The sequence below is a fragment of the Kribbella sp. NPDC003505 genome, from assembly GCF_040610875.1.
Classification (GTDB): Bacteria; Actinomycetota; Actinomycetes; order Propionibacteriales; family Kribbellaceae; genus Kribbella.
On the sequence record NZ_JBEXNA010000006.1, the window covers coordinates 459,782 to 477,802 of the forward strand.

An 18,021-nucleotide genomic window follows, 5' to 3' on the forward strand; every position below is an offset into this window, starting at 1 on the left:
GATCCGATGTCAAGGCATTGCTTGGAATGTCAGTGCTTGTCAGCGTTTACCCGTTTTGCCCGGCTTCGGCTTGTGCTTGCCCGGAGGCTGCTTGGCAGCGGGTTGCGACGTCGCGTGGGTCCGGGCCGTCGGCCGTGCCGAGGTCGCGGGCGGCGCTTTGGTGGTGGTCACCTTCGTGGCCGTCGCGGCCGGCGTCGTGACCATCGTGGGTGACGGAGCCGTCGGCTGTGGCGTGCGGGACGGGGCGACATCCGTCGGCGCCGGCGGCGTACCGGCGCTCTGGCTGGTGAGTACCCCCGCGATCACCGCTGCCAGGAGCGCGATCAGCGCGGCCAGGCCAACGAAAACCGCTCGCCGGTTTCGGCGTAGCGGTAGGGGAGGGAGCTCGGCCGTCGTCGCGTTCCGCGGGTCGGTGAAGGCCCAGGACGCGACCTCGTCGGTCGTCGGACGCTCCGCAGGCTCCTTGGCCAGCATCCGGCGGATCAGGTCGGCGACCGGTGCCGGAACCTCTTCGGGCACGGTCGGCGTGGCTTGGACGTGCTGGGAGAGGACCACGGTCGGGTTCTCGCCCTCGAACGGCGGACGCCCGGTGAGGAGCTGGTACAGCACGCAGCCGAGCGCGTACACGTCGGTGGCGGGCGTGGCCGGCTGTCCCAGGGCCCGCTCGGGGGCGAGGTAGAGGCTGGTGCCGAGGATCAGGCCCGACGACGCCGGCGTGATGGTTCCGCCGGGCGAGTGCGCGATGCCGAAGTCGGCGATCTTCACCGAGCCGTCGACGTCGATCAGCAGGTTGTCCGGCTTGATGTCGCGGTGCACGATGCCGTGCCGGTGCGCGGCCGCCAGTCCGCGGGCCACCTGCTGGACGATGCCGACGGCGCGGTCCGGGGGGAGCGGACCGTGCAGCGCGAGTTCGTGCGCGACGCTGCGGCCCTCCAGCAGTTCCATCACCAGGTAGTACTCGCCGTTGGAGTGGCCGAAGTCGTAGACCGCGACGACGTGCGGATCCCGCACCATGGCGGCGGCTCGAGCCTCGCGCTGGAACCGTGCCGCGGCGAACGGATCGCGCAGGTCCGGCCGGAGGAGTTTCACCGCGACCGGGCGACCCAGGATTTCGTCGCACCCGCGATAGACCTCGCCCATCCCACCGTGGCCGAGGATCTCGGACGTGCGATAGCGCTCCGCAAGCAGCACGTCCGCCCGGTACCCCGATGACAAGCTGACGATTCAGCCAGTGCGGTCGCGAATCCATTCCAGAGCTGGTTCGGCCCGGCTCAGGATCGAGACATGGCCGAGGTCCTGGTGGATCTCGAGCGTTGCGGCCGGGAGACGGTCGGCCAGCCAGCGGGCGTGGGCGCACGGGATGATGCCGTCGGCGGTGCCGTGGACAAGGAGTGTCGGAGCGGTGACCGCACTCGGCGTACAGCCCCAGGGGTGGGTGTAGGAGCAGTCGTCGTCGATCAGGCCGTCCGGGCCGCCGGGCATCGACTGCTCGCCGGCGACCGAGCCGAGCCAGCCCCACGGGCCGTCGAACATGGCCAGGTCGGACGGTGTGAACTCGGGGTCGTACTCGGCGCCGGAGTTCTCGTGCCGTACCTTCGCGTCCCGGCCCGCGGCGGCGGCCTGCAGCGATGCGCGGCCGGACGCGACCATGCCGTCGTACCAGTCGAGGCCCTCGGCGTCGTACGGCGCGATCGCGGCGAAGGTCGCGACTGCCTCGACCCGATCGCCGAGGACCGCGGCGGCGCCCAGTGCGTACGAGCCGCCGCCCGAGTAGCCCATCAGGGCGCAGGTGCCGACGCCGAGCGTGTCCAGCAGCGCGGTCAGGTCGGCGGCGACCGACGCCATCGTGCGGTGCGGTGCCGCCGTCGACCCGCCGTACCCCGGCCGGTCGAACGAGATCCATCGGATGCCGAGCCACTCGCCCGCCTCGAACAGCGGCGCCGGCGGGGTCCCCAGGTTCGGTGTGCCGTGATGCCAGACGACGGCCAGGCGCGCGTCGTCGCCGGGGGCGCTGTCGTACCCGTGCAGGACCCGCCCGTCGGCCGTCCGGAAGTCGATCTCCTCCATGCTCGTCACTCTAAAGTGCCGAAATGTCGAGTGCGTCCGGTTGCTTCCGACCTCTGCTGCGAAGATCCGACAACTGCCCGAAAGGACACCGGTCATGAAGTACCTGCTGATGATCCACAGCAACCCGATCACCTGGGGACACCCGTCGTTCCTGCACACCGAGGCCGGCAAGGCGCTGCCGAAGAAGGCCCGCGACGCGCTCGCCGCCCAGCTCGACGGCTTGCTGAAGGAACTCGACGCCAACGGAGAACTGATCACGGCCGTGCCGCTCGACCCGCCGTCGAAGACCCGGGTGGTTCGCGTCCGCGAAGGCGTCCGCGCGACCACCGACGGCCCCTACTCCGAGGCGAAGGAGCAGCTGGCCGGCGTCTTCCTCATCGACGTGGCCTCCCAGTCCCGCGCCGAGGAGGTAGCCGCCACCATCCCCGAGGCCGAGTTCTTCGCGGTGGAGGTCCGCCCGGTGTCAGTTTTCGACTGATCCCTCGAACCTGAGACCTGCAGTGGTGGGCTGAGACCTGTTGGTCCAGGTCTCCGCCCGCCACAAGTGGTCTCAGGTTCAGTGTGAAACCAGGCGGGTGTGGTTGGCAGGGGTGGGGAGAGCTGGGTCGAGGGCACCCAGGGCCAGCCAGGTGGCGCCGCCCACGCCGTCGCGGGCGGTCAGGACTTCGCCGGCAAAATGCTGCCGGATGAGTTGTCCGACGGGTGAAGATTCACCCGCGACACTGCCCGCGAGCACCATCGGGCCCTTGTCCGACGTTGTCTTCAGCCGGGCGGCCGTTTCTGTGAGCAGTTCGGCTGCGCGTTTCACCAAGGCCCGCGCAGTCTCGTCGTCCTGTGCGTACGCCGCGATCACCGTCGGCGCGAGTTCGGCGAGCAGAACGGGTGGACGACTGTTCACCGTCCTCACCAGATCGTCACGCAACGCGTCGTATCCTTCACGCTGTGCAGCAGCGTGCTCGTCCCGATCGGGCAGGATCGCCTGCACCACGGCCTGCCCGAGCACCCCGAGCGGCTCGCGCAGATCGAGTGCCTGGAGCACGCTGCGGACCGCCTCGCGACCGAGCCAGAAACCGGAGCCGTCGTCGCCGAGCAGCCAGCCGTGCCCGCCCGCGGTGCGCACGAGCTGGTGGTTGCGCACCAGACCGGCGTTGCTGCCGGTGCCCGCGATCAGTACGGTGCCGTCCGGTTCCGGCGTACCAGAGGCGAAAGCGACCTCGAGATCGCCGATGTAGTCGGGGGCAACGATCAGGCCCGCGCCCGTCCAGGCCGCCTCGAACTGGGCGGCCACGTCCGGCCGTGCGAGCGCCACGCCGCCGGCCATACCGACGACGGCCGCCTGGACGGCCGTCGGGTCCAGTCCGGCCAGCGCGGCGTGAAGCGCCTGCCCGAAGTTGGCCGCCGCGCTTGCGGGGTGACTGGTCGGATTCCCTCCCGCTGCGGCGCCGCGACCGATTACGTTGCCCTCAGAGTCCGCGATCACGATCCGGGTGGACGTACCGCCGAGGTCGCCGCCGAGGACCAGCGGTCCGGCAGGTATCAGGACCACCTGGTCGACAGGTGCGGCGTCAGCGTCCGGAAGCGGGCGTTCGACCGACATACGCGATGCTCCAAACTGCTCGAAAGAGCTTATAAGTAAGCACAAGGAAACAAGGTTACGCAACGGTCCCGATCTGGGGAGATCACACGAATGAGCCTTGACTTTAGCTGCGAGTTGAGAAAAGTTCTGTCCAGCAAACCGCAAACTTGCGCATTTGTCGGCACCTGGAGTGTCGCTGCGAGCACAGTAGTCGAGGGGTGGGCCCGCTGATGGCCAGCGATAACACGGGGGAGACGAGCGGCGTGAGCGCGCAGGCTTATGTTCAAACCCTGATGCCGATCATGGCTGCAGTCACCACACAGATCGACGGCCCGATCCAGCAGGCGGCCGACCTGATGACCACGTCGCTGCGCGCGAACGGCGTGATCCAGGCATTCGGCTCCGGCCACTCCGAGGCGCTGGCGATGGAGATCGCCGGCCGGGCCGGCGGACTGATCGCCACCAACCGGATCGCGCTGCGCGATCTCGTGCTGCTCGGCAGTGAGCCGACCGAGCTGCTGCGCAGCGCGGAGCTCGAGCGCGACCCGCAGTACTCCCGGAAGCTCTACGAGCTGTCCGCCGCCCGCGAGGGCGACCTGTTCGTCATCGCCTCGAACTCCGGTGTGAACGGCTCGATCGTCGAGCTCGCGAGTGTGGTCAAGGAGAAGGGCCACCCGCTGATCGCGATCACCTCGCTGCAGCACACCGGCGGTATGGAGTCGCGGCACCCGTCCGGCAAGAAGCTGATCGACTTCGCCGACGTGGTCCTCGACAACCACGCGCCGTACGGCGACTCCGTCCTCGACCTGCCCGACGGTGCGGGCAAGGTGTGTGCGGTGTCGTCCATCACCGCCGCGCTGATCGCGCAGCTGCTGGTCGCGGAGGTGCTGCGCCGGATGACGGACGCCGGCGAGACGCCGCCGGTGTACCTGTCCGCGAACATCCCGGGCGGCGACGAGCACAACCACGCCCTTGAAGCACGGTACGCCGGTCGTATCCGGCGCACTGCCTGAATCATCACTCGGAAGGCGGCAACATGACCACTCCCAACAACCTCTCGCGGCGGCTGTTCCTGCAGCGCGCGGCGGTCGGCACGTTGATGGCGACCGGCGGCAGCACGCTGCTGGCGGCCTGTGCCGGCAGTGGCAGCGACGACACCGGTTCCGGCAGTGGCGGTGCCGACAAGACCGCGGACAACCCGTTCGGCATGGCCGACAAGGCGACCGTCGACGCGGTGATCTTCAACGGCGGTTACGGCTACGACTACGTGACGTTCGCGGCCAACATCGCGCAGAAGAAGTTCGCGGGCTCGACGTTCAAGGTCGCTCCGTCGACCCAGATCGCCCAGCAGTTGCAGCCGCGCTTCGTCGGCGGCAACCCGCCGGACCTGATCGACAACTCCGGCGCGAACCAGATCGGCTTCAACACGATCCTGGACCAGCTGTCGACGCTCGACGACGTCTTCGAGGCCAACAACTACGAGGGCACGAAGATCGCCGACACCCTGTACCCGGGCGCCAAGAACCCCGGTACCTACGACGGCAAGTTCGTCGCGATGAACTACGTGCTGACCCTCTACGGCATCTGGTACTCCGACAGCCTGTTCAAGGAGAACGGCTGGGAGCCGCCGAAGACGTACGACGGGCTGCTCGACCTCGGCGCCAAGGCCAAGGCGAAGGGCAAGTACCTGTTCGTCTGGGGCAAGGAAGCCGCGACCTACTACCACACGATGGCCGTCGACGGCGCGATCAAGGAGGGCGGCGACGAGGTCCGGCTGGCGCTGGAGAACCTCAAGGAGAACTGCTGGTCGATGCCGCAGATCCAGGGCATCTTCAAGGCCCTGGAGACCATGGTCAAGAACGGGTACTTCGTCCCCGGTGGCGCCGGTACCCAGTTCACCGCCGCGCAGGCGAAGTGGAGCAACGACCAGCAGGCCATCCTCTACCCCTCGGGTTCGTGGATCGAGAACGAGATGAAGAAGGCCACCAAGGCGGGCTTCAACATGAAGGGCGTCCCGGAGCCGGTGCTCACCGACGCCCCGAAGCTGCCGTACGAGGCGCTGCGCAGCGCGGCCGGCGAGCCGTTCATCGTCCCGTCGAAGGGCAAGAACGTTGCCGGCGGCAAGGAGCTGCTGCGGGCGATGCTGTCCAAGGAGGCGGCGACCAACTTCGCCAAGACCCGGCTGGCGCCGACGATCGTCAAGGGTCTGGTTCCCGCGGACGGGTTCGGTTCGACCGCACTGCAGTCGCAGACGCAGATGCTGGACGCGGCCGGCACCAACGTCTTCGACTACCAGTTCGTCGGCCTGTACGGCATGAACACCGACAACCTCGTGGTGTGGAACTCGTTCCTGTCCGGCCAGATCGACGCGGCCGGCCTGACCAAGGGCCTGCAGCAGATCACCGACAAGGTGCGTAACGACAGCTCCGTCAAGAAGATCCCGGTCACGAAGTGACCACCACGCAAGAAGCTGTGCCGGGTGACGGACCCCAGCGGTCCGTCACCCGGCGCCGCCGGCCGCTGACCTTCGATCGAGTCAGCTTCATGGTCGTGTTCCTGGGCCTGCCGCTGGCGGTTTTCGTGATCTTCGTCGTCTCGCCGTTCGTGCAGGCGCTGTACTACTCGCTGACCGACTGGTCCGGGTTCAGCGCAGGGCAGAACTTCGTCGGCTTCGACAACTACGTGAAGCTGTTCCACGACGACATCTTCCTGAAGGCCGTGCGCAACAACATCCTGCTCGCGATCGTGGTGCCGATCGTGACGATCGTGCTGGCGCTGACCCTGGCCACGCTGGTGACGATCGGCGGTGCGGGCACCGGGAACGTCCGCGGACTCCGCAACTCCGGCTTCTACCGGATCGTCTCGTTCTTCCCGTACGTGATCCCGGCGATCGTGATCGGTCTGATCTGGGCCCAGGTGTTCACGCCCGGCTCGGGCATCCTGGACGCGGTGCTGACCAAGATCGGGCTCGAGCAGTTCGAGAACTACGCGTGGCTCGGGGACGCGCGGACCGCGATGCCGGCCTCGATGTTCGTGATGATCTGGGGCTTCGTCGGCTTCTACATGGTGCTGTTCATCGCCGCCATCCGCGGTATCGACCCCGAGGTGTTCGAGGCGGCCAGGATCGACGGCGCCGGCCGGTTCCGGACCGCGGTGTCGCTGGTGGTGCCGCTGATCCGGGACAACGTGCAGACCGCCTACATCTACCTCGGGATCGCCGCCCTGGACGCCTTCGTCTACATGCAGGCGCTGAACCCCGGCGGCGGGCCGCAGAACTCCACCCTGGTCATGCCCCAGCAGCTGTTCACCACTGCCTTCACCAAGGGGCAGTTCGGTTACTCGACGGCCATGGGCGTGGTCCTGGCCGCGGTGACGATGCTGTTCGCGCTCCTGGTCTTCGTGGTGAACGCCCTGACCGGCGGACGCGAGCGGAAAGTGAAGGTACGCCGATGACAACCACCGCCACTGACCGGGCCGACGTCGTTGCCGGGGCCCGCCGCGCGCCCCACCACGGGGCCCGCGAGGGCAGAGGCGTGGCGACGACCGCCCACGTCGCGCTGATCCTGTGGTCGTTGCTGGTGATCCTGCCGCTGCTGTGGACGCTGTTGTCCTCGTTCAAGTCGACGCAGGAGGTCCTGGGCAACCCGCTGTCGCTGCCGAGCAAGCTGCGGTTCGAGAACTACGCCAATGCCTGGACGACGGCCGGGATCGGCCGGTACTTCCTGAACACGGTGATCGTCGTGGGCTCCGCGCTGGTGCTGGTGATGATCCTCGGCGCCATGTGTGCCTACGTGCTGGCCAGGTTCACGTTCCCCGGCAACCGGCTGATCTACTACTCCATGCTGGCCGGGCTGACGTTCCCGGTCTTCCTGGCGATCGTGCCGCTGTTCTTCGTACTGAAGAACCTCGCGCTGCTCAACACTCTGCCCGGGTTGATCGCCACCTATGTCGCGTTCGCACTGCCGTTCACGGTCTTCTTCCTGCACGCCTTCTTCAAGGCGCTGCCGGGAGAGGTCTACGAGGCGGCGCAGATCGACGGCGCGGGTGAGTGGCGCTCGTTCTTCTCGGTGATGCTGCCGATGGCCCGGCCGGGTATGGCTTCAGTCGCGATCTTCAACTTCCTCGGGTTGTGGAACCAGTTCCTGCTCCCGGTCGCGCTGAACACCGACTCGAAGAACTACGTGCTCTCGCAGGGCATGGCCTCGTTCGCGTCGCAGGCCGGCTACGCGGTGGACTTCGGCGCGCTGTTCGCGGCTGTGGTGATCACGGTGGCTCCGGTTCTGGTCGTCTACATCATCTTCCAGCGTCAACTACAGGTCTCCGTCACCGCCGGAGGCGTCAAGTAGGTAGCCTGCCGGGATGCTGAAACGCCGGACACTACTGCAGGGAGCGCTGGCCGGCGCGGTCCTGAGCGGATGTTCCACGAAGCCGGTCGCCCCGCCGGTGTCGAAGGAGAACCCGTTCACCGTCGACGGGACCGCTCCGGTCGACCTGGTCATCAGTGAGGAGTACGGCGGTTTCGCGGCGGCGGCGTACCGGAAGAAGTACGCCGCCGCCGTCGTCACGCCGACGGTGGCTCCGCAACTGTCCGGCCAGCTGCTGCCCCGGTTCGCCGCGGGCAACCCGCCCGACGCGGTGCTCAGCACCGGCGACGACGAGCTGGAGCTCGGCCGGCTGGTCGAGGAAGGCCAGCTGACCGACCTGCAGCAGCTGCTGGACGCGCCGTCCTGGGACAACCCGAACGCGGCGGTCAAGGATCAGCTGCTGCCCGACCTGCTGAACTTCGGCCGGTACGACGGGACTCAGCGCACCGTCAACTACATCGCGAGTGTCTACGGCATCTGGTATTCGGCCAGCCTGTTCCAGCGCAACGGCTGGGAGGTGCCGCGCACCTGGACGGATCTGCTCGCCCTCGGCGCCGACCTGAAGGCCGCCAAGCTCGGGCCGTTCATCTACGCCGGCACCCATCCGTACTACCTGCTCGAGCTGGTGCTGACGCTGGCCGCCAAGACCGGCGGGCCGGACGTCGTGAAGCGCATCGACAACCTCGAGGACGGCGCCTGGAAGGACGAGAGCGTCACCAAGGCGATCATCGCGGTCGGTGAGCTGGCCAAGCGCGGGCTGCTCGCAGCCGGGACCGCGGCGTACGACCACATCGGTTCGCAGAAACGGTTCCTCGCCGGCAAGGCCGGGATGCTGCCGTGCGGCAACTGGCTCGAGAACGAGATGAAGGGCCTGGTCCCGCAGGACTTCGCGCTGACCATGTTCGCCGTACCGCCGCTGGACTCGTCGCCGGCGCTCGCCAGCGGTGTGCACGTCGCGGCGACCGCGCCGTTCCTCGTACCGGACAAGGCGCGGAACAAGGCCGGCGGGCTGGAGTACCTGCGGGCCCTGCTGTCGGCCGACGTCGCGGCGCAGGTCACCTCGGAGGCGAGCCAGCTCACCATCGTCCGGGGCGCGGCCGACGGGCTCGAGATGGGGACGGCGCTCCGCTCGGCCCGGGACCTGCTGTCCGCGGCCGGCGACCAGCTGATCATCTGGTACTTCGACGACTGGTACCCGCAGTTCGCGGACGCCGCCGCGACGGCCACCGGGCAGTTCATGGCCGGCGGCCTGCAGCAGTCGGAGTGGACCGCGCGGATCCAGGCGGCGGCCGACAAGCTCAAACAGGACTCCGCGGTCACGAAGTACCACCGGGACTGACCTGATCATCGGTTCGACTCCGGAATCACGAAACCCGAAGCTACGAACGGGTAAAACCCCATCGCCGTCCGACGCTCCCCGCCGTACGCTCGGAGGAGGGGAGGGAGTGCGATGGAGTGGCTGGCGGTCGTGGTTCTGTTCTTGACGCTGTGCGTCCTGCTCAGTCTGCTGCTGCCGCATCCGCCGCCGTCGCGGTGGCGGCGCGGTCTCCAGCGGCGTACTGCGCGGCTGACCGCGCGACTGCACCGGCATCGGGAGCCCGAGCCGGACCCGTTCGACACGCTCCGCCTGCAGACCCGCCTCGGGCATCTGTCCACCAAGATCCGCAGCATCGAGTCCACGCCGCACATGTACGCCCGTGCGCACAAGCTGATGGCGCTGGAGGCGGCGTACGACGACCTCCTCGACGAGGCCTGCCGGCTGGCGGGCTGCCCGGGGGAGGCTGAGCTGAAACGCTCCGAGGAGAAACGCTGGCAGGAGGAGCAGGAACTGGCCGCCCGCGGCTGGTCCTGGTGACCCATAGTCGTTGAGATATGACTGATAACCCGCCCGGGTGCAGGGTGAGTTGAGAACGCTGGCAGAATCGGACGCATGTCCCATGCTGCGTCTGACCCCTCCGCAGCCGGTTCCCAGCGACGCCCGCGCGTGCTCTCCGGGATCCAGCCGACGGCGGACTCCTTCCACTTCGGCAACTACCTCGGCGCGTTGCGGCAGTGGGTGGCCCTGCAGGACGACCACGAGGCGTTCTACTGCGTCGTCGACCTGCACGCGATCACGGTGGAGTACGAGCCGAAGGCGCTCCGCGAGCGCACCCGCCGGTCCGCGGCGCAGCTGCTCGCCGCCGGGATCGACCCGGAGCGGTCCACCCTGTTCGTCCAGTCGCACGTGCCCGAGCACGCCCAGCTGTCCTGGGTGCTCGGCTGCCTGACGGGGTTCGGCGAGGCCAGCCGGATGACGCAGTTCAAGGACAAGTCGGCCAAGGGCGGCGCCGACCGCGCCACCGTCGGCCTGTTCACGTACCCGATTCTGCAGGCCGCGGACATCCTGATCTACCAGGCCGACCGGGTCCCGGTCGGCGAGGACCAGCGCCAGCACCTGGAGCTCACCCGCGACCTCGCGCAGCGCTTCAACCACCGGTTCGGCAAGACCTTCCGGCTGCCCGAGCCGTACATCGTCAAGGAGACCGCGAAGATCTCCGACCTGCAGGACCCGTCGGCGAAGATGAGCAAGTCGTCGTCCTCGCCGGCCGGCATCATCGACCTGCTGGACGACCCGAAGGTGAGCGCGAAGAAGATCCGGTCCGCGGTCACCGACTCCGGGCGGGACGTGATCTTCGACCCGGTCGAGAAGGCCGGGGTGGCCAACCTGCTGACGATCTACTCGGCGCTGACCGGCAAGAAGATCAGCGAGCTCGAGGACGAGTACACCGGGCGCGGGTACGGCGACTTCAAGAAGGACCTCGCCGACGTCGTGGTCGAGTTCGTCACGCCGTTCCGGGAGAAGACGCTGACCTACCTCGACGACAAGGCGCAGCTGGACGCGATCCTGGCGGCCGGCGCCGAGCGCGCCCGGGCGGTCACCGAGCCGACGCTGGCCCGGGTCTACGACCGCCTCGGTTTCGTCGCCGGCCCGCCGCAGGGACGGTAGGCCCCATGACCACGATCGGTGTCGCGATCCCGATCGCGGAGCCGTACGGCACGGAGCTGCAGAAGCACCGGGCCGACTTCGGCGATCCGATGGCCGCGTCGATCCCGACCCACATCACGCTGCTGCCGCCGACCGAGATCGAGGCCGGCGACCTGGAGCTGATCGACGAGCACCTGCTCGCGGTCGCGGCCCGGTTCCCGCGGTTCCGGATCCGGCTGCGCGGCACGGCGACCTTCCGGCCGATCTCGCCGGTGGTGTTCGTCCCGCTGGCGGAGGGCATCTCGTCGTGCGAGGTGCTGCAGTCGCAGGTCCGCTCCGGCCCGCTCAGCATCGACCTGAAGTTCCCGTACCACCCGCACGTCACGGTCGCGCACGACCTGGAGAAGGAAGCGCTCGACCGGGCGTACGACGCCCTGTCGGAGTACGACTGCACCTTCGACGTCGAGCACTTCAGCCGTTACGAACACGGCGCCGACGGCGTGTGGCGCCCACAGCGCGAGTTCCCGCTGGCAGGCTGAGACTCGTTCATCGGGGTACAGGGAGTCACATGGGCAGCATCAAGCGTGTCTGGGCGCGGTTCGCGAGGTCGCAGCTGTGGCGGGCCTGGAACCGGTACGGCGCCCGGCGCGGCAACCGGCTGGCCGGGGCAACGAGCTTCTTCGGGTTCCTGTCGCTGTTCCCGCTGATCGTGCTGGCCGCGGCGATCATCGGCCCGCTGCTCGGCGACGAGGCGATCGACGCGCTGAAGAAATCCCTGGAGAAGAACCTGCCCGGGATCGGCGACAAGATCGACATCGACGCGCTGATCGCGCACGCCGGGACCATCGGCCTGATCTCCGCGGTCGGGCTGTTGCTCACCGGTCTCGGCTGGATCGATTCACTACGCGCCTCGATCCGCTCGATGCACGAACTGGACGACGAGCCGGGCAACATGGTCAAGCTGAAGGCGGTCGACCTCGGCGCCCTGATCGGCCTCGGCCTGATCGGCATGATCGCCACCGGCGCCTCGTCGATCCTGACCGCGTTGTCGAAACGCATCGTCGACTGGGTCGACCTGGACGGCACCTGGCTGGCGGACTGGGGGCTCGGCCTGATCAGCGTGGTGATCGGGGTCGGCGCCGGCGCCGCGCTGTTCCTGTACATGCAGACGGTCCTGCCGCGGATCGTGCTGCCCCCCAAGGTGGCGCTGATCGCGGCGCTCGCCGGCGGCGTCGTGTTCTACCTCGCCCAGCGGCTCGGCAACCTCTACGTCAACCACGTCATCGGCGCGAACGCGGCGTACGGCGCGGTGGCGGTGCCGCTGGCGCTGCTGGTGTGGATCTACCTGATGACCCGCGCGATCATGCTGATCGCCGCGTGGACGAAGGAAGCCACCCTCGACGCCCACGCCCGCGAAGAGAGGTCGGAAGAGAAGTCTGAAGCAGGTTCGGGGCAGCAGCCGCGGGCCGTCGAGCCCGAACCGCTGCTCCCCGGCCCGCCCGGCAAGCGCTACAAGGTCGTCCCGGTCCCGCAACGCAAGGCAGACACGGTCGCCGTCGCCGCAGGAACGGTCCTCGGCGTCACGATCACCACCCTGGCGCTCCAAGGCCTCCGAGCAGTTCGCTCCATCCGCCGCTCCTGACAGGCGCTGGACACCTCGTCCGCCGGCTGACGTGAAGTCGTTCCCGCGGGGGAACCTTGCGTTGACCTACACGCGGGCTCGGTGACGGCGGCGGCGGAGCGCCCGCGGGCGGCGGAGGAACAGGCCGAGCAGGAGGACCGGCGGGGCGGCGTACGCCCAGTCGGGGATGCGGAAGGCGAGTGACTTGACCGCTTGGCCCGGGGTCAGCGCGGTGCGGGCCTGCGGTGCGCCGGTCGTCGTACCCTGCTTGGTCGTGGAGGGCTTGCCCTGCGTCTGGGTCTTCGGCGGCGCGGCGGCCGGCTTGACCAGGGTGCCGACGGGCTTGAGCTTGCCGTAGTTGGTGAACGTCCAGGTCAGCAGGTTGCTGGCATCCCCGGTGATGCCGTGCGGCGCGTTCATCAGCGTCACCACCAGCGTGTGCCCGTTGCGCCGGGCCGCGCCGACGAACGTGTTCCGGGCCAGCGTCGTGTAGCCGGTCTTCACGCCGAGCGCGCCGTCGTAGTTGAACAGCAGCTTGTTCTGGTTCGCGACCTGGTAGGTGCCCTTGTTCCCGGCGTTCGGGAAGTTCGTGTACTTCGTCGACGCGTATTTCGCGAAGTCCGTGCGCTCGAGCCCCGCCTGGGCGAACAGGGCCAGGTCGTAGGCGCTGGAGTACTGCCCGTCGGCGTCGAGGCCGGTCGGGTCGGTGACATGGGTGTCGAGCGCGCCGAGATCCTTGGCCTTCGCGTTCATCCGCTGGATGGTCGCGGGGACGCCGCCCTGGTCGTGGGCGCACAGAGCGTGCACGGCGTCGTTCCCCGACGCCAGGAACATGCCCTGGAAGAGCAGATCGACGGTGTAGTGCAGGCCCGGGTACACGCCGACCTTGCTGCCGATGATCCCGGCGTCCGCATCCGACCCGACGACCGGATCGGTCTTCTTCAGCCGGGGCAACAGAACCAGAGCGGTGAGCGTCTTGAGGGTGCTGGCCGGGCGGAGCTTCGCGTGCGGGGCCTTGGCGGCGAGCACCTGCCCGGTGTCCAGGTCGGCCACGACGTACGCCGACGCCTGCACGGCCGGCGGTGCCGCCCCGTTGGCGACGACCGTCGGCTTCGCCGTCAGCAGCTCGCCGCCGACCGGGCCTTGTGGGCCCGAATCGGCGGCGGTCGCTGTCAGAGGTCCGGCGACCACCAGTGCGGTGGTCGCGCAGGCCGTCAGAAGCAAACGCATCGGCGGCACTCTAGTTGGCCGACGGTGCAGATGTCACAGTCGGGTCTCATGCCCTGAATCAGGCACAGCGTCAGGCTCGGTACGCGGTCCACATGTCGCTGATCCGGGTCGACTGCCCCGGCGTGAACTGGTTGTAGCAGGAGTCGTAGGAGTAGTCCATGTAGTTGTGGATCGGGTCCAGACCGGGCAGCGAGCAGGAGTCCCGGCCCTCCGGGCAGCCGCTGGACGAGCTGCTCTGGGCGGGCGTGTCGGCCACCGAGTCGTTCGTGCTCGTGCAGCCGCCCTGGAACGTGTGGTACAGCCCGAACCAGTGACCGGCCTCGTGGGTCGCGGTCTTGCCGTCGTTGTAGTTGGTCGCCGAGCCGCCCGGCAGCGAGCTGTACTGCACCCGGATGCCGTCGATCGACGGGTTGCTCGCGTAGTCCCACGGGAAGGTCGCGATCCCGAGGTAGGAGAAGTCGACGAGCCAGATGTTCAGGGCGTTCTTGCCGCCCTGACGCGTCTGGGAGCGGTACGAGGTGCTCTGCCGGTCCTTGTGCCACTGGTCGTTGTAGTACCGGTCGACGCCGGCCAGCGTGAACGTGAAGCCGGTGTTCGCCGCCTGCGAGGACTCCTGACCTGCGAAGTCCTGGTTCAGCTCGGCGATCTGCTGGCTGATCTGCGTCGACGTGACGTCACCGGCGCCGGACTTGCTCAGCATCACGTGGATGTACACCGGGACACTCGCCGACGCCAGCGTGCCGACGCGCGCTTTCTTGGCCTTCAGGATCTGAGCGGTCCTGGCCTCGATGGCCTTCTGCTCGGCCGCCGAGAGGTCCCGGTGGTCGGCACCGAAGCCACCACGGGCGGCCGGGCCTTCCTCCGGCGTGAAACACGCCGGTCCGGTGGTCTGGTCGACAGGCGCCTTGGCAGTCGCCTGTCCACCGAGCGGACTGAACGCGAGCGCCGTACCGGCCAGAAGCACGGCCAGGGCGCGGGGACGGGTAACGAAAGATCGCATAGCGGTCCTCCACGAATCGGGCCGCTTTGGGCGGTGCGGCCGAATCCGGCGATTTTCCCCACCATCCCGCGGGGTGCCAACCCATTCCGTGTCTGACTGGTGCCACGGCACCACCGCGCCGGACGCCTGCGACAACCGGCAACGGGCTTGCGAAACCGGTCCTTCGAACGATAGAAGTGACGCCGTCTAGACCGGTGCCGCGGGGGCCGCACTGGTCCTCCCTCCTTAGCTGCTGGAGTCCTGGATGCGCCGCGCCCGCATACCTGCCCTTACCCCTGCCAACCTCCTACGACTCGCCCTTCCCGCGGCCTTGGTCGCCGCCGGTCTGATCGCGCTCACCGGCTCCGCTGGTACGGCGTCGCAGTCCCGGCCGTACCGACCACCGCTCGCCCTGACGCACACGCCGACAGCACCTCAGTTCGAGGCGAACTCGGTTGTGGTCAAGTTCAAGAAGTCCGCGAGCGCGTCTGCCCGGCAGGCCGCCGTCACGAGGCTGCGGGCGAAGACCGAGGACTCGGTCGCGTCCAGGGCTGTCAAGCTGACCGGTACGGAATCCGCTCAGGACCTGCTGAAGAAGGCCAAGGCCGATCCGGCCGTCGAACTGGCATCGCTGAACTACAAGCGGTGGGCGTCCGCCGTGCCGAACGACGCGTACTACCCGGTCGTCGACGGGACCGGTCAGGCGTCGTACCTGAACACGATCCGGATGCCCCAGGCATGGGACGTGTCGAGGTCGACCGGCAATCAGGTTGTCGCGGTACTGGACACCGGCGTCGACTCCGGTCATCCGGATCTCGTGGGCCGCCTGGTGCCCGGCTACAACGCGGTGTCCAGTACTCGGCCGAATCCGGTCGACGACAACGGCCACGGCACGATGGCTCTCGGCATCGTCGCAGCCTCGGCGAACAACGGGTACGGCGTGGCGGGCATCGGCTGGGCCGCGAAGGCGATGCCTGTGAAGGTGCTCGACGCGAACGGCGAGGGGTACGACGCCGACATCGCGGAGGGCATCGACTGGGCGGTCGCGCACGGCGCCACGGTCATCAACATGTCCCTCGCCGGTCCGTACGACAATCCGGTCCTGCATGACGCGGTGAAGCGCGCAGTCGCCGCGGGCGTCGTCGTTGTCGCAGCCTCGGGCAACAACGGCAATGCGGCGGCGCAGTTCCCCGCCGCGTACCCGGAAGTGATCGCGGTGTCGGCCACGGACCAGGGCGGCGCGCTCACGGATTTCAGCTCCTACGGTGATTGGGTCGATGTGGCGGCTCCTGGCTGGGACATCGTCACCACCGGAGCCCGTTCGATGACGCCGGCCGGTCAGGACCCGATCTGGTTGTGCACGGGAACGTCGTGTGCGGCGCCGATCATTGCCGGTGTCGCCGCGTTGGTTAAGAACAAGTGGCCCGCCTATACGCCAGCGCAGGTGGCGACTCGGCTGAAGACACTGGCGCGGGACGCAGGTCCGCGAGGTATTGATCAGTACTACGGTGCCGGCGTCGTCGATGCCTACGCGGTGCTCGGCGGACGGTGGGCTCCGGACTTTCCGGTCAACCCTGCCGACGGCAATGATCAGCCGTCGCGTGCCGTGTCGGTGGCAGCCCCCGCTTGGGGACAGCCGATCGAAGTCAAGGGTGTCATCGGCACCGAGGGAGAATCCGATTGGTACGTCGTCGACTGGGGAACCCCCATGGGCTTCCAGACGTGGGTGACCAGTGCGGCGTACGACCCGCAGTATCCGGCGAACCTCGGTCCGGTCATCGACGTGTACGCCGCGGACATGAAGCCGATGAAGCACGGCGAGAAGCCCTACCCGGACGTCGATCCGGCAACCGGGCGCCCGCAGACCGTTCCGTTGACCGCGAACGCAGACGTCCCTGCAGTCACGAACAGGACATTCATCCGGGTTCGTAACGCGAACGGATCACGTGACGCTCGGCCGTACACGCTGGTCGTCTTCGGGCAGGGAGCCGGCAGTGGGCGGGACGCATCGATCTATCCGATCTCCGACGTCGTGCCGGCCGATCTCTCCGCAGGCGCGGCGGTCACCGTGCGGCCGTCGACCACTCTTGCGCTGGACGTCCAGGCGAATACTGTCAACGCGACCACGGTGCGGCTGTTCAACGGCAGGACCGGCGCGGCGGTGCCGGCGGATGTGATCTACGATGCCGCGACCCGCAGAGCCGTACTCACCCCGACCGCGCCGCTGCTCGACGCGACGCCGTACAAGCTTCTGATGGCGGGTGTCCGGCAGGACTTTTCGACCGTGCTGCCGCCGATCAGTTCGGTGTTCACGACCGCCGACCTGGCGCCACAGAAGCTGACCGCATTCACCGGGGGCGGTGGGTACTTGTCCGCCAATCTGGCGTGGACTGTTCCTTCGACTCCTGACTTCGATCAGGTGGTCGTCCGGCGGAACGTCGGGAGCAAGGCGCCGACGCCGACCACAGGGACACTGGTCTATGCGGGTACGGGGACGGCGGTGAAGAACACCGGTCTGGCGCAGGGTACGACGTACACGTATGCGGCCTGGGTGAAGGACCGGGCCGGTCACTACGGCCCAGCCGCAGTGAAGCAATTGCTCGGGATGAAGTCGGGCATCTCGGTTTCCTCGACGTCTATCAATTACGGCGGGTCGATCACGGTGCGCGGAAGCACGTTGCGGATCGACAACGTGGCGTATGCGGGGTTGCCGGTGAACGTGTATGTCCGGCCGAAGAACTCGTCGAAGTTCACGCTGCTGGCGGCGTTGAAGACGTCGTCGACCGGGACGTTGTCGGTGGCGCACAAGCCGCTGGTGTCGTCGGTGTACATGCTGACGTTCCCGGGGAACGCGAGCCTGATGGGGACTCGTACCGCGGATGTCACGGTGCAGGTCCGGCCGACGATCTCGGCGACGCTGTCGCCGTCGTCGATCCGGCTGGGTGGGACTGCCGTGTTCAGCGGGTATGTGGCGCCGGCGCACTACGGGCAGACCGTCTACCTGCAGCAGTACGGCAGCAAGGTGTGGAAGTCGATCGCGTCGGTGAAGCTCAGCTCGTCGGGCAAGTACGCCTTCGGCATCAAGCCCGCGATCCGCGGGCAGATCGCCTACCGCGTCTTCTTCCCCGGTGACGCCGACCACGCCCCGGCGTACACCGTCAACAAGATCCTCAGCATCAGCTGAACCTCGCGCGACAAGCCCCGGCCGCCATGCGGACC

Annotated in this window: 16 protein-coding genes; 11 read left to right on the top strand and 5 right to left on the bottom strand. The window is 68.2% G+C overall.

The features are described from left to right. Positions 1-39: 39 nt before the first annotated feature. On the bottom strand, positions 40-1,191 hold the full coding sequence (locus tag ABZX12_RS23460) for a protein kinase (protein ID WP_355696232.1): 1,152 nt from the start codon (positions 1,189-1,191) through the stop codon (positions 40-42). 33 nt (positions 1,192-1,224) lie between these two features. Further along, on the bottom strand, positions 1,225-2,067 hold the full coding sequence (locus ABZX12_RS23465; protein ID WP_355696234.1) for an alpha/beta hydrolase: 843 nt from the start codon (positions 2,065-2,067) through the stop codon (positions 1,225-1,227). 94 nt (positions 2,068-2,161) lie between these two features. Between ABZX12_RS23465 and ABZX12_RS23470 the strand changes: the two genes are divergently transcribed. Continuing rightward, positions 2,162-2,545: a YciI family protein gene (locus ABZX12_RS23470; RefSeq protein WP_355696236.1), complete on the top strand. Its 384-nt coding sequence runs from the start codon at positions 2,162-2,164 to the stop codon at positions 2,543-2,545. 78 nt (positions 2,546-2,623) lie between these two features. Here ABZX12_RS23470 and ABZX12_RS23475 read toward each other — a convergent pair whose 3' ends face one another. After that, positions 2,624-3,664: a BadF/BadG/BcrA/BcrD ATPase family protein gene (locus tag ABZX12_RS23475; protein ID WP_355696238.1), complete on the bottom strand. Its 1,041-nt coding sequence runs from the start codon at positions 3,662-3,664 to the stop codon at positions 2,624-2,626. 209 nt (positions 3,665-3,873) lie between these two features. Between ABZX12_RS23475 and ABZX12_RS23480 the strand changes: the two genes are divergently transcribed. The 9 genes from ABZX12_RS23480 (at position 3,874) to ABZX12_RS23520 (ending at position 12,614) form a co-directional block, all read left to right on the top strand. Further along, positions 3,874-4,656, top strand: coding sequence for an SIS domain-containing protein (locus ABZX12_RS23480; RefSeq protein ID WP_355696240.1), 783 nt, complete (start codon positions 3,874-3,876; stop codon positions 4,654-4,656). A gap of 23 nt (positions 4,657-4,679) precedes the next feature. Beyond that, entirely contained in the window at positions 4,680-6,098 is a 1,419-nt protein-coding gene (ngcE, locus tag ABZX12_RS23485; RefSeq protein ID WP_355696242.1) for an N-acetylglucosamine/diacetylchitobiose ABC transporter substrate-binding protein, read from the top strand. Further along, entirely contained in the window at positions 6,095-7,096 is a 1,002-nt protein-coding gene (locus tag ABZX12_RS23490; protein ID WP_355696243.1) for a sugar ABC transporter permease, read from the top strand. The genes ngcE (ABZX12_RS23485) and ABZX12_RS23490 overlap by 4 nt, the downstream gene beginning before the upstream one ends. Further along, complete coding sequence (locus ABZX12_RS23495) at positions 7,093-7,989, top strand: carbohydrate ABC transporter permease (protein WP_355473812.1); 897 nt, start codon at positions 7,093-7,095, stop codon at positions 7,987-7,989. Before ABZX12_RS23490 ends, ABZX12_RS23495 begins: the two co-directional genes overlap by 4 nt. Before the next feature lie 13 nt (positions 7,990-8,002). Further along, positions 8,003-9,346, top strand: coding sequence for an N-acetylglucosamine/diacetylchitobiose ABC transporter substrate-binding protein (gene ngcE, locus ABZX12_RS23500; protein WP_355696245.1), 1,344 nt, complete (start codon positions 8,003-8,005; stop codon positions 9,344-9,346). A gap of 111 nt (positions 9,347-9,457) precedes the next feature. Continuing rightward, positions 9,458-9,862: a hypothetical protein gene (locus tag ABZX12_RS23505; protein WP_355696247.1), complete on the top strand. Its 405-nt coding sequence runs from the start codon at positions 9,458-9,460 to the stop codon at positions 9,860-9,862. A 75-nt stretch (positions 9,863-9,937) separates the two neighbouring features. Beyond that, positions 9,938-10,993, top strand: coding sequence for a tryptophan--tRNA ligase (gene trpS / locus ABZX12_RS23510; RefSeq protein WP_355696248.1), 1,056 nt, complete (start codon positions 9,938-9,940; stop codon positions 10,991-10,993). A gap of 5 nt (positions 10,994-10,998) precedes the next feature. After that, on the top strand, positions 10,999-11,511 hold the full coding sequence (locus tag ABZX12_RS23515) for a 2'-5' RNA ligase family protein (RefSeq protein WP_355696250.1): 513 nt from the start codon (positions 10,999-11,001) through the stop codon (positions 11,509-11,511). Positions 11,512-11,540: 29 nt separating this feature from the next. Further along, complete coding sequence (locus ABZX12_RS23520) at positions 11,541-12,614, top strand: YihY/virulence factor BrkB family protein (RefSeq protein ID WP_355696252.1); 1,074 nt, start codon at positions 11,541-11,543, stop codon at positions 12,612-12,614. Positions 12,615-12,680: 66 nt separating this feature from the next. Here the strand turns inward: ABZX12_RS23520 and ABZX12_RS23525 are convergent, their stop codons facing one another. Further along, positions 12,681-13,823 carry a D-alanyl-D-alanine carboxypeptidase family protein gene (locus ABZX12_RS23525; RefSeq protein ID WP_355696253.1) on the bottom strand — a complete coding sequence of 381 codons (1,143 nt, stop codon included), beginning with the start codon at positions 13,821-13,823 and terminating at the stop codon, positions 12,681-12,683. Positions 13,824-13,893: 70 nt separating this feature from the next. Next, on the bottom strand, positions 13,894-14,823 hold the full coding sequence (locus ABZX12_RS23530; protein WP_355696254.1) for a zinc metalloprotease: 930 nt from the start codon (positions 14,821-14,823) through the stop codon (positions 13,894-13,896). Positions 14,824-15,067: 244 nt separating this feature from the next. Between ABZX12_RS23530 and ABZX12_RS23535 the strand changes: the two genes are divergently transcribed. Then, positions 15,068-17,986 carry a S8 family serine peptidase gene (locus ABZX12_RS23535; protein ID WP_355696256.1) on the top strand — a complete coding sequence of 973 codons (2,919 nt, stop codon included), beginning with the start codon at positions 15,068-15,070 and terminating at the stop codon, positions 17,984-17,986. The last annotated feature ends 35 nt before the right edge of the window (positions 17,987-18,021 follow it).

Coding starts and splice junctions, on each gene's coding strand:
- ABZX12_RS23465 (WP_355696234.1), bottom strand. CDS start 2,067: ATGGAGGAGATCGACTTCCGGACGGCCGACGGGCGGGTCCTGCACGGG.
- ABZX12_RS23470 (WP_355696236.1), top strand. CDS start 2,162: ATGAAGTACCTGCTGATGATCCACAGCAACCCGATCACCTGGGGACAC.
- ABZX12_RS23475 (WP_355696238.1), bottom strand. CDS start 3,664: ATGTCGGTCGAACGCCCGCTTCCGGACGCTGACGCCGCACCTGTCGAC.
- ABZX12_RS23480 (WP_355696240.1), top strand. CDS start 3,874: ATGGCCAGCGATAACACGGGGGAGACGAGCGGCGTGAGCGCGCAGGCT.
- ngcE (WP_355696242.1), top strand. CDS start 4,680: ATGACCACTCCCAACAACCTCTCGCGGCGGCTGTTCCTGCAGCGCGCG.
- ABZX12_RS23495 (WP_355473812.1), top strand. CDS start 7,093: ATGACAACCACCGCCACTGACCGGGCCGACGTCGTTGCCGGGGCCCGC.
- ngcE (WP_355696245.1), top strand. CDS start 8,003: ATGCTGAAACGCCGGACACTACTGCAGGGAGCGCTGGCCGGCGCGGTC.
- ABZX12_RS23505 (WP_355696247.1), top strand. CDS start 9,458: ATGGAGTGGCTGGCGGTCGTGGTTCTGTTCTTGACGCTGTGCGTCCTG.
- trpS (WP_355696248.1), top strand. CDS start 9,938: ATGTCCCATGCTGCGTCTGACCCCTCCGCAGCCGGTTCCCAGCGACGC.
- ABZX12_RS23515 (WP_355696250.1), top strand. CDS start 10,999: ATGACCACGATCGGTGTCGCGATCCCGATCGCGGAGCCGTACGGCACG.
- ABZX12_RS23520 (WP_355696252.1), top strand. CDS start 11,541: ATGGGCAGCATCAAGCGTGTCTGGGCGCGGTTCGCGAGGTCGCAGCTG.
- ABZX12_RS23525 (WP_355696253.1), bottom strand. CDS start 13,823: ATGCGTTTGCTTCTGACGGCCTGCGCGACCACCGCACTGGTGGTCGCC.
- ABZX12_RS23530 (WP_355696254.1), bottom strand. CDS start 14,823: ATGCGATCTTTCGTTACCCGTCCCCGCGCCCTGGCCGTGCTTCTGGCC.
- ABZX12_RS23535 (WP_355696256.1), top strand. CDS start 15,068: ATGCGCCGCGCCCGCATACCTGCCCTTACCCCTGCCAACCTCCTACGA.